Raw genomic sequence first — 14,292 nt, 5'->3', positions numbered from 1 at the left:
TTATTCACCCAGGTATTGAATGGTGATTTGGTATTTAAAAGCATGTTGTTGAATGCTAATCGGCTCTCGCAGGCCATTACGCTGAAGATAGGCGATCTCGGTCACCAGCTTGCCGCTGGCGTTGCGCAGCTCGCGCTGATTACCCTTATCGACGATCGTCCAGCCATTCGGCAACCGCGCCCGCCAAGTTTCAAGCGGCCAAAGGCTAAGCATGACATCGGCCAACACCTGGCTTGCCGGTGGTAATTGAGGAACGATGATAGATTGCTCGGCGTGTAACCCATTCTCATCATAGGTAAGCTTAAACAGCCGAATTCCCACGGAGGAAAGCCCGGCGAGGGTGATTTTCTGCTCATCAGCATGCAACATGACCAACAGCGACTGGCTTTTGCCGTTGAAAGTACCGGTCAGCAGTTGCTGCTTATCGATCGCAGGTGACAAACCAGGCGCAGGCAACACCACGCGGGTGCCCGGTTCTAGCCAGGCCTGTGGGAACGTGTCATTCCCCGGAGCAATCGAATGGCTGCAGCCGGCTATCCCCATCACAACGAGCAGCGCAGCGAATCGCCAGCAATTACGTACCATCATCTTTTTTCTCTTTTTTTATTTGGCATCGCCAGTGGTGAAAGTAGCCAGGCGACGAAAATTCCGCTGACCAAAACAATTCCGAAACAGCTGATTGCCTGCGTGTCACTGAACAACAACATGCCAAGCGTTAGCAAAGTCGTCATCATCGCCAACGTAATGGCTAGCAGCGAAGTCAGCGGCGTCCCCTGCGGGTTACTGAAAAACAGTGTGTAATTGATGCCAATGCCCAATACCAGCACTAATGCCAACAGCGAGAATAGGTTTACGCTATACCCGCAAAACGAGAGCACAGCCAACCCACATCCCAGCGACAACAGGGACGGTATCAGGCTGACAAGCCCTTTACGCCACCCTTGGCGAACCATCGCGCCACAGGCGATCACAACCAACGCGATACCCAACAACCCCGTCAATACGGAACGGTAGAGCGCGAAGAGCGAATCAAAAGACTGTTTGCGGTCCACCCATGCCACACCGGCCTGCTTGTCCGCCAGCTCTCCCAATTGATTGCCTGACGTTACACCATCGACGGGAACCAGCGCCCCACTCTGGCCGTTGGGCAGAGTCAGCCACAACAAACGCCAACCTTCGCTGATGCTGCTTTCCAGCCATGTGGGTACGGAAACCGGCATTGCGTTCAGATCGGGGTTAGCCATATCAAGCCCCGCATTTTTTAGCGCAAGAAGCACGGTTGGTGCCGCGTCACGCAGCAGACGTAAATCCTGCTCTTGGCGCGCCAGCGAATTAAGGGGGATCGCGCGGAAATGGCTAATCATTCCCTCATGTTGCGCTCGCTCCAGGTGCGGCAGGAAAGTTTCCAACCGCCGCAGCGTCTGTTCTGGAGTAGCGCCATAGACCACGAACCATTTTTGATCGACGTTTTGCCCGATCAATCGGCTAATCTTGTTCTCCTGCGCCAGCAGTGAAGACGGCAACGCCTGCAGTTGGGAAATATCATCATTCACACGCAACGTGGCAATCCCAGCCATTGACAGCAGAGCCAAGGCCGTCGGCACCCCTACGCGCACTGCTTTATTGCGCCGCCAGGCCGCCAACCAACGCAGCATCACCCCCATCGCCGGAACCGGCCGCACCGGTAAGCCGCGGCACAACCAGGGATGCCAAAAAAATACGGTCAGGCACGATGCGCTAAGTCCGATGGCGGCAAACACGGCCATCTGGCGAATGCCGGGGAAAGGAGCCAACATCATGATTAGATAGGCCGCCACCGTCGTCAACAATGCCAACAAAAGCGCTTTGCCAACCTTCGTCAGGCTTTGCCAGGGCGACATGACCGCGCCATGCACCATGCGTTCGGTCAGATAGTAGAGCGTATAATCGGCAGAAATCCCGATGATGCTCATGCTCATCACCAACGTCATCAGGTGCAGTTCGCCATACAGCACCAACGTGGCCACCGTCCCCGCCAATGCTCCGACGCTGAGAGAAAGTAGACACAACAGCAACGGTCGCAATGAACGAAAGACCACGATAATTAACAGAACCACGCCCAGGATCGTGGCAGCGCCGAGGGTGGCGATATCCCGCTTCGCTTGCTGGCTGGCGTAGTCGCTGTAGAACACCGTCCCCCGAGAAAGCAGCTGCGCCTGCGGATAGAGCGCCTTCAGTGACGCTTCCTGTACCGCGAGCTCCGCCACCAAGCGATGGGTTTGTTGCATATCGAAGGAGTCACCCACCAGCTCCCCGTGTAACAAATACCAGTAGTTTTGCTGCTCGTCCTGAGTGACAAGCCAGCCATCCATCAGCCGCAGTCGCTGACCGTTTTGCGCAAGCGCCAACTGGGAGCCACGCATCAGCATCAATGGATCGTTCCGCAACTCTTTGCCACTAACGCCAGAAAAAGCGGAATAGAGCTGTGACAGAACCCATTGCGCTTGCGCTTCACCGCCATTTTGCAAGCGCATGCGAGTGGCGCTATCGATAAGCCCGTTGCGGTGCTGCCAGAAAAAGGCTCCCCAGGCTTTCTGGCTTTCGGCGTTCATCTTTCCTTTAACTTCAGACAACGCGGGTGACTGTTGAAGTTGCGCCAACCACGTTTCTGCTACTCGCGGATCCGGCTGTTTACCGGGGCTGACCAACCACACTACCTGTTTATCCAGGCGCTGCATAAAGCCGTCACTTATCGCGAGCGGAACCGAACCCAGCGCCTGCTTGGGCAGCATCGCCAACACGCTGCTGTTCAAACGTGCGCCCGGCAGCAACGCCAACAACACGCCGAGCAGCATCAAACATACCAATCCCCATAACAGGGCGAGGCGGCGGGAATTAGTCGGCGGCAAAGCGTTGGCGTTCGTCATCAGTCAGGGTCGCAGGGGTCAGTCGATGTTGAGAAAGTATAATTTCCGTACGATCGCCTTGTTTATCATAGAGCTGAATAGACTCCAGATAAGTTTCACCAGACAAGTCGATTGAGGAGAAAATTTTATCCAATGGCGTGGTCGTCGGCGTCAGGCGAAGTACCCAACGCCCCTCTCCCTTATCCTGAAAACCTACGCGGAAATTCTGTTCCAGCGCCTTGCGATCGGCCTGAAATAGTCCGCGCAACAGATGGTTAAACTGGAACATCTGCGGATTATTTTCGGCGGTAACCGTTTGTTGAGGCTGGCCATTCACCTGTTGAACCATACGAAAATCGTTCAGCATCAGCAGCATGGGGAAAGGACTCTTTTGATCCCACAACAACCCTTGATCGCGGGCAAGCAGCATTTCCCCCTGTGAGCGAAGCGGTTGCGGCATGTCCTTAATCGTACGCGTCTGTGCGAAATGAGCCCGGATCACCGGCTGCCCGGTAAAACGTTGCTGAAGCTCATCCAGCGTGACGGCATGCACCCACGGCGCCAGCAAAAGCAGGCATAAAGGCAAAAGTCTCATGGCGCTACTCCCATTCGTTCAAACAAAATATCTGGACTCACGAAGCACATTTCACGGCTTTTCTCTTCTACCGCAACCTGAATGGTGTAACCCGTTGTGGTCCGTTTCGCAGTCAAGACATCGAATATCTGGTAAGCGATGCGCAAGCGGTTTTCATACTCTTCCAACTGTGCGCGAACGCGGATGCGCTGCTCAAATGTCAGCACGTCGCGGTATTTCACCCGAGTATCGACAACCGGCCAAACATACCCGGACGCCTGCATTTGCCGGTAACCGTAATCAAACTGGTTCAGCAGCGCCTCACGAGCGATCTCAAAATAACGAAAATAGTTGCCGTGCCACACCACTCCCATCATGTCGACATCATGAAACGGGATGGTGAGTTCAACGTCAGCCGTAAAGCGAGGGTCGTTAAGCACCCATTACTCCTTATCGGCGGTGTCAGGCAGCCGCCAAAAATCGAAAAAGTTAAACCAGTCCAACGGGGACATCAGTGCGAAATGTTCAAGACGGGCAGCATAGCGATCGATAGCCAGCTGAAGGGCCTGTTGACGTTCAGCTCGCGGTAATGGCAGCGGATCGGCGAAAGCCTCACAATGTATGTGCAGTTTTCCCTCCCGTTGCAAAGCAAAGATCAACAATACCGGGCAACGCAGCAGTGCGGCTAGAATAAACGGCCCTTGCGGGAAAGGCGCGGGCTGCCCCATAAACGAACTCCAGCTGACGCGCCAATCGCCACCACGCTGCGGATTTACCGCAATGCGATCGCCAACGATAGCCACCCACTCACCGCGATCCAATTTATCCTTCAGCAACATTGCCGTTTCAGGGCCAATGTCATTCACCGGGAGCAGGTTTATTCCCGCCTGCGGCGCCATTTCTTCCATCACCTGTTTAAAGCGTTGGGCGTTTTCGCTGAAGACCAGGGCGTTCACCACTTTCCCACCTTGCCGCTGCGCCAGCGCCCGACACGCTTCCACATCCCCCAGGTGTGAAGCCAATAACAGCTTCCCCTGCGTACTGGCGCTGTTTAGTGCCTCTTCCGCCCCCGGAGCAAAAACGATATCTCGCCCCAATTTCAGCTCACCCCGCCAACCGGCGACCTTATCCAACATGGCGTGCCCAAATCGCAGAAAGTGGCGGTAGCTATTCAGATACGGGGGAATTGCCTGCCGGCGCAAAACAAGCTGTTGACGTACGCGTGCAAGCCACTGCCGGGATGCCCGTCTCGGCGCCGCCGCGCTCAACCAATAGACGCCAACCACCGGCCACAGCAAAAGCGAAAATGCGCGGCGACCGAGCAACCGCCACACCGCTAACATGAAGCGCATGCCCCACATTCCTTTGACTTCCGCTTGTTTCGCCCAATGCGCATTTGTGCTGCGACATAACAGTGAAGGAATGCGCGGCAACATGCCGAAAAATAAGCGGGTGTGCATCATCGAAATACGAACGTTGTCCTTCAATGTATCGAAATGCGATACACCATCCTGGGGATAGGTCACTCGCGTCGGGACGAAATAGCTGGTGTTACCCTGCCAATAAAGGCGCACCATCACCTCCGTATCGAAATCCATCCGCCTCCCCAGTGAAACGCGCCCGGCAAGCCGTAAAGTCGGGGCTAACGGGTAAACGCGAAAGCCGCACATACTATCTTTCAACTGCAGAGAAAGCGTTTCAATCCATACCCAAACATGCGTCACCCAACGTCCGTAGAGGCGCGCTCGCGGCACGGAATCATCGTATATCGGCAACCCGGAAATCAGCGCTTCCGGATACCGTTCGCTGAGCGCTAACAGTGCAGGGATGTCTTCAATCGCATGTTGCCCATCGGCATCGACCTGCACCGCATGGGTAAAACCAGCGCATGCCGCCGCCTCCAAACCGCGAATAACGGCCACGCCTTTACCAGCGTTGACATCCAGACGAACCAGAGTCACTCGTTCATATTGCTCAGCCAGAGCATCAAGCTCCCGCCGCGTGGTGGCATCGCTGCCGTCATCGACGATGATGCAAGGCAAGGCCAACGGCTCAAGACGTGACAGTACGCGCGCCATCATCGCGCCGTGGTTGTAGCAGGGGATCACGACACAGGGAAAATAACTCAACGACATAACCGGATTTTCCCGCTGCTGGCGGTATGAAGGGTTGCGCCATCATGCCGCAAGTAAGCGAAAGTAAGGCTGCCTCGCTCCTCATGCCAATTGAGCCTCAGCGTCACTCGATTTTCCGGCAACAACGGCGCTTGAAATTTGACGTTCTGAATACTGTGGAAGTAAAAACCCGGCGTGAGCAACATCGCGGAAAAATGCATTACCCAGTCGAGTTGCGCTACGCCCGGTAACAGCGGCTGCACGGCGAAATGCCCTTTGAACCAGAACAGTTCCGGCTCAAGAGAAAAGGTGATCTCGGCTTGACCAGGCTGCGGCTGGTGGCATTCGATTTTATGGGGCGTCATTGAAAAACTCCTGTAATTGCGTATCAACGCGCTTATTCATGCTGTTTACCGGGATTTCATTAACCACCCGCCAATAACGAGGAATAGCCATCGGCTCAAGCCACGGGGACAGTGCACGACGCCACGACAACTCCAACGCGTTACCGTGCTTTTCTCGCCAGGCATCCTGCCGTTCACGATCTAACACCAGCAGTGCGCCGATACCTTGGCGTCCTCGACGAACAACCGGCAACGCCGCCGCGTCCTGAATGCCGTCCAGCGCCATCAGCCGGCGTTCAACTTCACTCAGTGAGATGCGTTTTTCTTCTATTTTCACCACTCGTCCACGGCGCCCTTGCAAACGGAAACGGCCATGCCCGATAAACTGCAGCTCATCATCCAATAATTGCCCGTCAGGTTGCGCAATCAACGGTGATACGGCGCGGAAGGCATCGCCCTCCGCCGTGAGCCTCACCCCCGGAAACAGTTGCCACGGAATGTCATCTTGTTCACGGTAGCGCCAAGCAAGAATGCCGGTTTCAGTACAGCCGTAAATTTCATCCGGCCAGACGCCAAGCCATGCCTGCGTCGCCATAACGTCTTTCCATGGCAACATGCCGCCTGCGGAGAAAATCATGCTGACCGATGGCGCAGCCAACCGGGGATCGAGCCGTTTGAGGAAAGCAGGGCTGCTGACGAATAGATAGCGATAAGAACGATCAAAAGCGGCCAGCTGTTCGGCGTAATGAACCATTGCCGCATGCAGAGGTAATCCCTGCGACATAGGCAAGAAAATGCGAAACGTGAGGCCATAGAGATGCAGGGGAGCAACCGATGCCACCACACGACAACCGTCCAACTGCCCAGAAAAGCGGGTTGCCAACAGCCTGGCTTCATAATCCAGAACCGCGACCCGCTTAACGACTCTTTTGGGTTGCCCGGTGGATCCGGAAGTAAACAGTTCGATGCTGGCGTCATCGGCGATCGCCGGTAGACATATCTTCGTCGGCGCCGACTTTTGGGCTGACGCCACAACGAGCAGCCCCTCGCTCCAGCACAGTTCGGCATCACTTAACATGCCGCTGAACAGCGACCGTTGCTCCTCAAGCAGTGAGAGCCGGCGATGGCCTGGGATCACCGGTGTTTTGCCGGCGTACAAGACAGCCAACAACGCCACAATGAACAAATAGCTGTTTTCAAAGCACAGCGCCCAGCGATCGGCTTCTTGCTGACGCAAACGATCGAGCAATATCGATACGTCATAGCGCAATTGGCCGAGTGTCCAGGTCTGTTCGCCAAGCCAAGCAATGGGCGTTTCATCGGAGCGCGATGCACTTAACCATTGCGACAGTGAAAGAGGGGGAGTCATCGCACATCTCGCTGCATTACTCGACGACGCACCAACCATTCGCCGGCCATCAGCGCGCCTATCAGCAGATAAGCAATCATGCCGTTCCACATTGTCCAAAGCGCCATATCTCCATGCAAGGCGGTTAAACAGGCCATGGAGCCGTTGAACACGAAAAAGATGCACCAGACCTGGGTAACTCGACGCGTATAACGAACGCCTTCGGGCGGCAGCCGCGGCTCGCGCAGCCGAGCCAAACGCTCAACCAACGGCATATCACTCCACAGCGAACCCCCAAAGCCGCACAGCATCACCAAATTGACAATTACGGGCCACCACAGCAGCAGTTGATGGGCGCGTAACAGCGCGCTGGCAACGCATAACGCAACCCCAGCAAATGCCACGTACTGCATAATGCGATGCATCGGCCCGGCTTTTCGCCGCAGCTGACGTAAGCGTAGAAACAGCATCAGTGCCATCGATGGCAGCAGCCAATGCAGGCCGTCATGCAGCAGGCCAAACCAAACCAAAAACGGCCAAGCTAACAATATTAGCGCCATCATAACCTGTAGCACCGACAACCTTTTCCCCTGCACGATGGATCAGGCTTCCCGCAGCAAACGTTCTACCGCTTCGACGACATCTTGAACGGTTCGCACAGCTTTAAACTCTTCCGGTTTGATCTTCCTGCCGGTTTTCTTTTGCAATTGCACAATCATGTCGACCGCATCGATGCTGTCGAGCTCAAGATCTTCATACAAGCGGGCTTCCGGTGTAATCGACGCGGGATCAATTTCAAAGAGTTTGATCAGAAGCGCGGAGACTTCTTCATAAATAGCGTGTTGTTCTGTCATGGCGGATTCTTTCTCAGGCTCGTTGCGAATGAATAAAAGAAGCCAGCGTTGCTACAGAGTAAAAGTGCTGGCGCATTTCTTCACTTTCGGCGGAAAGCACGATGCCGTACTTATTTTTTACCGCCAGCCCGAGTTCAAGCGCATCGATGGAGTCCAGTCCTAATCCTTCCCCGAACAGAGCCGCCTGCGTTTCAATATCATCCGCCGTCAGCTCCTCCAAATTCAATGTATCAATAATGAGATTTTTAATTTCTAGATAAAGCGCTTGCATCATTAAGTTCCGAAAAAGGTATTTCAACGAATTGTAATTGTTGCGAAAGGTACCGGTTCAGCTGCCTTGCCGCCAATGCCGGCTCTGGTGTTTTGCCATCATAAAAATGCTCGATCGGCACTCGACCGCGTACTTTGATCTCAAAGAGCGGCTTTGTAAGGGGGACATCGTACCATTTGCTCTGTTTATCCAATAAATGTTCACTGCAGCAAATCGCCACAATACGCAGATCGCGGCGGCAACGGACGGCAATATTGGCCGCCCCGCGCTGCAGAGACATCTTTTTCCCCGGTTCGGTACGCGTGCCCTCAGGAAAAATTAAAAGGGTGTCACCACGCCCCAATCTTTCCTGACACTGTGGCAACAAAGTCTCAGCCTGGCTGTTAACCAGATAATCCGCTGCACGAATCACCCCGCTGACAAACGGATTTTTCAGTAATGCACTTTTCACCAGGCAATCCGTTTCCGGCATCACGGAAGCCAGCAGCACATAATCAATCAACGTAGGATGGTTCGCCACTACCAGACAGCCGCGTTCATTACGCAGGCAATCGGCGCCATGGATACGGTAATCTAATACGCCAATGCTCCTCGCCACCGTCAAGAACAATCGAAAACTGGCTGAAATACTGCGCCGCGCTATGCGGCAGCGCTTATTGTCATCACGTACAACAAGCAACAGCAAATTAAACCAGGTCAGGGAAAGCAGCAGCCCGCCGAGCCCGAATAACGCGAAGCAAAACCCGGTCATTACCAGGCGCCAGATGCGATTTAATCCGGTTACAGCATTCATTTCATGAGACTCCAACGCCACTGCACTCGTTCTCCGTCAATCGTAAAGTGGGGCGTCTGCGCGAGATAGTGCCTTAAAAACCGCAAGCTTTGCGGCAAAGACATTTCATTGCCTGCATAATCACTCTCCGTGGAGCATTGCAACGTATCCCCCGCCTCAAACAGCAGCGCCACGGCATACGCCCAGGTGGGCATTTGCGCAGGCAGCCCCGGATGGTAAAACGCTGGGATCACACCATCAAAATCCACCATCAATACACGCTGATGGCCGGCCTCCAGCAAGCAAACCACTTCACAAAGCCCTTGCTGAAACGTATCCATGCCAGCAGAAAGCGAAGAAGATACTATCGGTTGCCTGGCAACGATCGTCAGATTTCCAACCGCGGAATTATGAACCGACATGGTAAAATCCGTCGGTGAAACAGACTGGCCGGTCGCCAATGCATGGAGGATTCGGTAGTTGCGCTCCAGCTCCCCGTGACGGCTGGTATAGAGCACTGCATCAACGGCATGACGACGCAGCAAAGAAAGCCCGCAATCAACCGCCAGCTTACTGCCGGAGCTCAAGCGACGCGCGGCCATCATCGGCAATTCATCAGGCAACGCCTGAGGCGCGCTCGGATCAATGGCATCAGGCTGGTGCGCCCATGCAAGCCACTGGGACGCGGCGCTCAGGCCGGGTGCTCGTGCCTGCCAGTCGACAATGTTCAAGGCAAATTTCATTAATGCAAATCCGTGGTGTATCCGTTATCCCTGGCACAACGCGCCAAACTGACGCCTCTTTTCAAGTCAAATTTTCTTGCATATGAGTAAGGTATGACCAACACCGAGATGATCGACGCGTTGTTCCACCTCAAATCCTGCCGCTTCCAGGTAGCGATAAAATTTCTCTACGCTGTAAAAACGGCTATTACCGTTAGCCATGCACGTGAAATAAAGCGACGTGGCGTTCAGGCTGAATGACGCCGCCTCAAATTTTTGCGCATCCCAGAACAGCTCCATAACGCACAACCGAGCGCCGGGTTTCATCACCTTAGCGATACGCTCCAACATGCCAATTATCTGCTGCGGAGCGAAACAGTCGAGGAACTGGCTCATCCACCAGATATCCGCTTCGCCAGGCAAGGTGGCCTCTTCGAGCATATCAACCGCATGAAAGCCAATGCGGTGAGAAAAACCGGCATTTTCGACATTTTGGCGGGCAAGTGCAATTTGTTGCGGCAAATCCAGTATCGTAATCGTGACGTCGTCATCGTATTGGCAGCAACGCAGCGCCCATTTTCCCGTATTTCCCCCAACATCGTACAGGCTTAAGGGTTTGCCGGCGAAAATATGCGGCAATGCCGCACTAAAGGCCGCATCAGAGTAGTAATGATCGAATGCAAACCAACTTTCGCGAGCTGGGGATGGTAACTGGGACAGCACAGGATAGATAGTTTCCGTGTCACTGAACACCTGTAGCCCCGCAGGCTTGGACTCCTTCAGCGCTTGCGCCAGAAAGAACAACCCCTGGTAACAGACATCCTGTGTGAAATCCATATTCACACGGGTCATCGCGTCATGCAGCAGGAAGTGCCCCACTTTGGACAGGCGGTAGCGCTCGTCGCGACAGATAATGATGCGGCCACTCAATCCCATATCCAACAGCACGCTGGTGGCATAATCATTCAGACTGCTATTAGCAACGATTTCATCCAGAAACGCGCCTTGTTCACCTTGCTTATCCAGATAGGCCAACACCCCCCCATTGCGCAAACAAAGCGCCGTTTGAAACAGCATGGGAGCGAAAGCTATGCGTTGCGCTTCGGTTATGGCATCAAGCGCATTAAAGGTGTCTTGTTCGTACATAACGATGATAAGCGTCCTGTGCTAAAAATATTTATCGGGCCATACTTGGCCCGACTAAAAAGATATTACTGCAGTGCATTCGTGGCGAGACTGACCTGAATATCTTTATCCAGATTGCGTACCCAACGATTATAATTCTTATGAATCTTACCTTGAGAAGCGAGCAGATTCTGGCTGCTGTCATAATCGATAGAATAAGCTGTTGCCGAGTAGGTAATACGCACCTCCGCACTGTGATTGCGGTTTTGCTGACGCGCCTTGATGACACCTGGCCCCACATCATTCATGATCCATTGGCGTTGGGCGCCAGCCTTAAGGATTGCGTTTCTGACTTGAGCCTCACTATGCCCGGCACTAACCGTCGAATGAACATTATCAACGGGTGCTGTACGCGCGCATCCCACTAAGGCCACCGCCACGGAAAATGCGATTAACAACTTGGAAACCCTTTTCATACAACCTCCATATTAAAGTAATTCTGATAACTTTCATCAATGGATAAATGAATACCGGCACACTCACCGCCAGATGAAACCGCGATTTATTTATTAACCGGAAACCTTACTGTATTTCAAAATAAATTCATCAGCCATCGGCAGGCTGAAAAATCAATATAAAAAACTGAAAGATTCGCAATTCAATGAACTATTGGACAGGTTTAACTTGTAACCATTAAATATTCATTTAAGCTATCGGTGATTACATCGATTAAATTAACATCATCAAAGCGCTTATTCATGTCCATCAGCTCCGGCCATTAAAGTACTCCAATCAATACCCTTACTCAAGAAAAAATGTAACCAAATTATACCATCCCTCTGGCTCTCAAAGCCAAGTATGGCTGGCTAAATGGGAACTGCAGGGATAATGGCTGATACACCTGCACAGGCCGGTTAATCAGCATCGTGTAGCGAGACATTCTTGAGCTCAACGCGGCAATATCGCGCACTCTTTATCCAGCAGCGACTCTACCGACGCGCGGTTGCCAACGTCCCAGCCGCGCTTCGAGGCCAGCAAGATAAAACCCCGTTGGCCGGCAAACGTGGTGGGCACTAACGCCACGCCATATTCCGCCAGCTGCTGCGGCGACAGATGGAAATAATCCGCCAGATCCTTAATCGGGTAAATGCCCATCGCGGTTGGCTGCATCACGCGTCGGGCATAGTAAGTGTGGCGCAACAGCTTATCCGGCAAAGGCCGCCATTGTTCCTGTATGTAGGGGCGTTCCGCCTGCAATTGACGCCGAACATCTTCGCGCAGACAGGTCAGGTGAATATGCAATTGGTTCTGGCTACGGCCGTAAGCGGAGTTGATCGCCATGCCCAACATATCATCCGGCACCGGCCCGCCATACTCGGCGGCCAACCGGTAACGCATCAGCCATGCATAGCCAAAATAGTCCGTCCGTTCCCCGGCCAGCAGCTGCGGGCTTTCAATGCCGGAGAGCGGCGCCGTCGGCACCAGGATGAAGTGATAGGGATAACGCGGGTTTTGCAGCACGCTGAAGCCTTGCGCTTTCCCCTGCGGCATATAAATCTGCTCACACGGGGCCGGATCGCGCTTTTGCTGATAGTTGGCCATGCAGAGCTTATCGACCACGCCCCACAGCGCATCGGAACGGGCGCACCCCGTCAAGGAGAGAACCCCCAGCACCAGCAGCCAACGCCGGGTAGACACACCAAAGCACGCCATCGTCATCTTTCTCGGCATCATCGCCGCACAGCACTCTTTGCGCGGGCGAGAGAAAACTCAAAATGGGGAATGAACAAGGGGCCAATGCGGCCCCTTGAGGAAAAATTACGCCGTGCCGCCGACGGTCAGCGTGTCCAGTTTCAGCGTCGGTTGGCCGACGCCCACCGGCACACTCTGGCCTTCCTTGCCGCACACGCCCACGCCTTTATCAAGCGCCAGATCGTTGCCGACCATCGAAATCTGCTGCATCGCCTCGATGCCGGAGCCGATCAGCGTCGCCCCCTTCACCGGCTTGGTGATACGCCCTTTCTCGATCAGATAGGCTTCGGTGGTGGAGAACACGAACTTGCCGGAGGTGATGTCCACCTGGCCGCCGCCAAAGTTCGGCGCGTACAGACCGTACTCGACGCTGGCGATGATCTCTTCCGGCGTCGATTTACCCGCCAGCATGTAGGTGTTGGTCATGCGCGGCATCGGCAGATGCGCATAGGACTCGCGGCGGCCGTTGCCGGTCGGCGCAACGCCCATCAGCCGCGCGTTGAGCTTGTCCTGCATGTAGCCTTTCAGCACGCCGTTTTCGATCAGTACGTTGTACTGGCCCGGCACGCCTTCGTCGTCGATCGCCAGCGAGCCGCGGCGCCCTTGCAGGGTGCCGTCATCCACCACGGTGCACAGCTCGGACGCCACCAGCTCGCCCATATGGCCGCTGAACACCGAGGTGCCGCGCCGGTTGAAGTCGCCTTCCAGGCCGTGGCCCACCGCCTCGTGCAGCAGCACGCCTGGCCAGCCGGCCCCCAGCACCACCGGCATATTGCCGGCCGGCGCCGCCACTGCGCCAAGATTGACCAGCGCCATGCGCACCGCCTCTTGGGCATAGATATCGGCGCGCACCTCGCCGTCGACGGCTTCCAGGAAGTAGTCATAGCCGAAACGGCCGCCGCCGCCGCTGGAGCCGCGCTCACGCTTGCCGTCCTGCTCCACCAGCACGCTGACGGAAAGGCGCACCAGCGGGCGAACGTCCGCTGCCAGCGTGCCGTCGGTGGCGGCTACCAGCACCTGCTCGTAAACGCCGGTGATGCTGGCGTTCACTTCCTGCACCCGCGCATCGGCGGCGCGCGCCACCTTGTCGACGCGGTGCAGCAGGGCGATTTTCTCTTCGCGCGGCAGGCTTTGCAGCGGATCGAGCAGCGGGTACAGCGCCTGATAACCGATTTCGCCCAGAGTATGCGCCCGCCCGTCGCCCTGCTCGCGCACGATGCTGCGCGCCGCCTGGGCGCTTTGCTGCAGCGCATTCAGGGTGATCTGATCGGCATAGGCGAAGCCGGTCTTCTCGCCGCTGACGGCGCGCACGCCGACGCCCTGGTCGATATTGTAAGAGCCATCCTTGATGATGCCGTCCTCGATCACCCAGGCTTCGTGATAGCTGGACTGGAAATAGAGATCGGCGTAGTCGATACGGCGTTCTGCCAGTTGACCCAGTACCCTGTACAGGTCTTGATGACTCAGCTTGTTGGTAGCGAGTAACTGCTCACTGACAAACGTCAGGCTCATAATGGTTTCACTCTTGATT

16 protein-coding genes are annotated in these 14,292 nt (G+C 54.9%); all 16 read right to left on the bottom strand.

The window, feature by feature from the left end:
- A complete protein-coding gene (locus FOT55_RS04900; RefSeq protein ID WP_004144509.1) occupies positions 1-588 on the bottom strand; it encodes a DUF3261 domain-containing protein in 588 nt (195 codons plus the stop codon).
- Positions 585-2,906 carry an MMPL family transporter gene (locus FOT55_RS04895; RefSeq protein WP_049204349.1) on the bottom strand — a complete coding sequence of 774 codons (2,322 nt, stop codon included), beginning with the start codon at positions 2,904-2,906 and terminating at the stop codon, positions 585-587. The genes FOT55_RS04900 and FOT55_RS04895 overlap by 4 nt, the downstream gene beginning before the upstream one ends.
- Positions 2,875-3,480 (bottom strand): outer membrane lipoprotein carrier protein LolA, encoded by a 606-nt coding sequence (locus FOT55_RS04890; RefSeq protein WP_025304403.1) that lies wholly within the window; start codon positions 3,478-3,480, stop codon positions 2,875-2,877. Before FOT55_RS04890 ends, FOT55_RS04895 begins: the two co-directional genes overlap by 32 nt.
- Positions 3,477-3,899 (bottom strand): acyl-CoA thioesterase, encoded by a 423-nt coding sequence (locus FOT55_RS04885; RefSeq protein WP_025304404.1) that lies wholly within the window; start codon positions 3,897-3,899, stop codon positions 3,477-3,479. The genes FOT55_RS04890 and FOT55_RS04885 overlap by 4 nt, the downstream gene beginning before the upstream one ends.
- 3 nt (positions 3,900-3,902) lie before the next feature.
- A complete protein-coding gene (locus FOT55_RS04880) occupies positions 3,903-5,594 on the bottom strand; it encodes a glycosyltransferase family 2 protein (RefSeq protein WP_025304405.1) in 1,692 nt (563 codons plus the stop codon).
- Positions 5,585-5,938: an ApeI family dehydratase gene (locus FOT55_RS04875; protein WP_025304406.1), complete on the bottom strand. Its 354-nt coding sequence runs from the start codon at positions 5,936-5,938 to the stop codon at positions 5,585-5,587. The genes FOT55_RS04880 and FOT55_RS04875 overlap by 10 nt, the downstream gene beginning before the upstream one ends.
- Positions 5,925-7,286 (bottom strand): AMP-binding protein, encoded by a 1,362-nt coding sequence (locus FOT55_RS04870; protein WP_147823180.1) that lies wholly within the window; start codon positions 7,284-7,286, stop codon positions 5,925-5,927. Before FOT55_RS04870 ends, FOT55_RS04875 begins: the two co-directional genes overlap by 14 nt.
- The gene (locus tag FOT55_RS04865; protein ID WP_127146315.1) at positions 7,283-7,861 is read right to left on the bottom strand and encodes a COG4648 family protein; all 579 of its coding nucleotides are present in this window, start codon (positions 7,859-7,861) and stop codon (positions 7,283-7,285) included. The genes FOT55_RS04870 and FOT55_RS04865 overlap by 4 nt, the downstream gene beginning before the upstream one ends.
- A 6-nt stretch (positions 7,862-7,867) precedes the next feature.
- Positions 7,868-8,119 carry an acyl carrier protein gene (locus FOT55_RS04860; RefSeq protein WP_025304409.1) on the bottom strand — a complete coding sequence of 84 codons (252 nt, stop codon included), beginning with the start codon at positions 8,117-8,119 and terminating at the stop codon, positions 7,868-7,870.
- A 13-nt stretch (positions 8,120-8,132) separates the two neighbouring features.
- Positions 8,133-8,390: a phosphopantetheine-binding protein gene (locus FOT55_RS04855; protein WP_049204340.1), complete on the bottom strand. Its 258-nt coding sequence runs from the start codon at positions 8,388-8,390 to the stop codon at positions 8,133-8,135.
- Positions 8,365-9,183 (bottom strand): lysophospholipid acyltransferase family protein, encoded by an 819-nt coding sequence (locus FOT55_RS04850; RefSeq protein WP_025304411.1) that lies wholly within the window; start codon positions 9,181-9,183, stop codon positions 8,365-8,367. The genes FOT55_RS04855 and FOT55_RS04850 overlap by 26 nt, the downstream gene beginning before the upstream one ends.
- Complete coding sequence (locus tag FOT55_RS04845) at positions 9,180-9,905, bottom strand: beta-ketoacyl synthase chain length factor (protein ID WP_025304412.1); 726 nt, start codon at positions 9,903-9,905, stop codon at positions 9,180-9,182. Before FOT55_RS04845 ends, FOT55_RS04850 begins: the two co-directional genes overlap by 4 nt.
- 66 nt (positions 9,906-9,971) lie before the next feature.
- Entirely contained in the window at positions 9,972-11,030 is a 1,059-nt protein-coding gene (locus FOT55_RS04840; RefSeq protein ID WP_025304413.1) for a methyltransferase, read from the bottom strand.
- Positions 11,031-11,095: 65 nt separating this feature from the next.
- Positions 11,096-11,485, bottom strand: a complete 390-nt coding sequence (locus tag FOT55_RS04835) for a hypothetical protein (RefSeq protein ID WP_025304414.1) — start codon at positions 11,483-11,485, stop codon at positions 11,096-11,098.
- Positions 11,486-11,957: 472 nt separating this feature from the next.
- Positions 11,958-12,722: a CDP-diacylglycerol diphosphatase gene (locus FOT55_RS04830; RefSeq protein ID WP_025304415.1), complete on the bottom strand. Its 765-nt coding sequence runs from the start codon at positions 12,720-12,722 to the stop codon at positions 11,958-11,960.
- A 105-nt stretch (positions 12,723-12,827) separates the two neighbouring features.
- Positions 12,828-14,273, bottom strand: a complete 1,446-nt coding sequence (gene tldD / locus FOT55_RS04825) for a metalloprotease TldD (protein ID WP_049208303.1) — start codon at positions 14,271-14,273, stop codon at positions 12,828-12,830.
- Positions 14,274-14,292 lie beyond the last annotated feature (19 nt).

Source organism: Serratia bockelmannii, assembly GCF_008011855.1.
Taxonomy (GTDB): Bacteria; Pseudomonadota; Gammaproteobacteria; order Enterobacterales; family Enterobacteriaceae; genus Serratia; species Serratia bockelmannii.
This window is presented reverse-complemented; position numbering and strand designations above follow the sequence as displayed.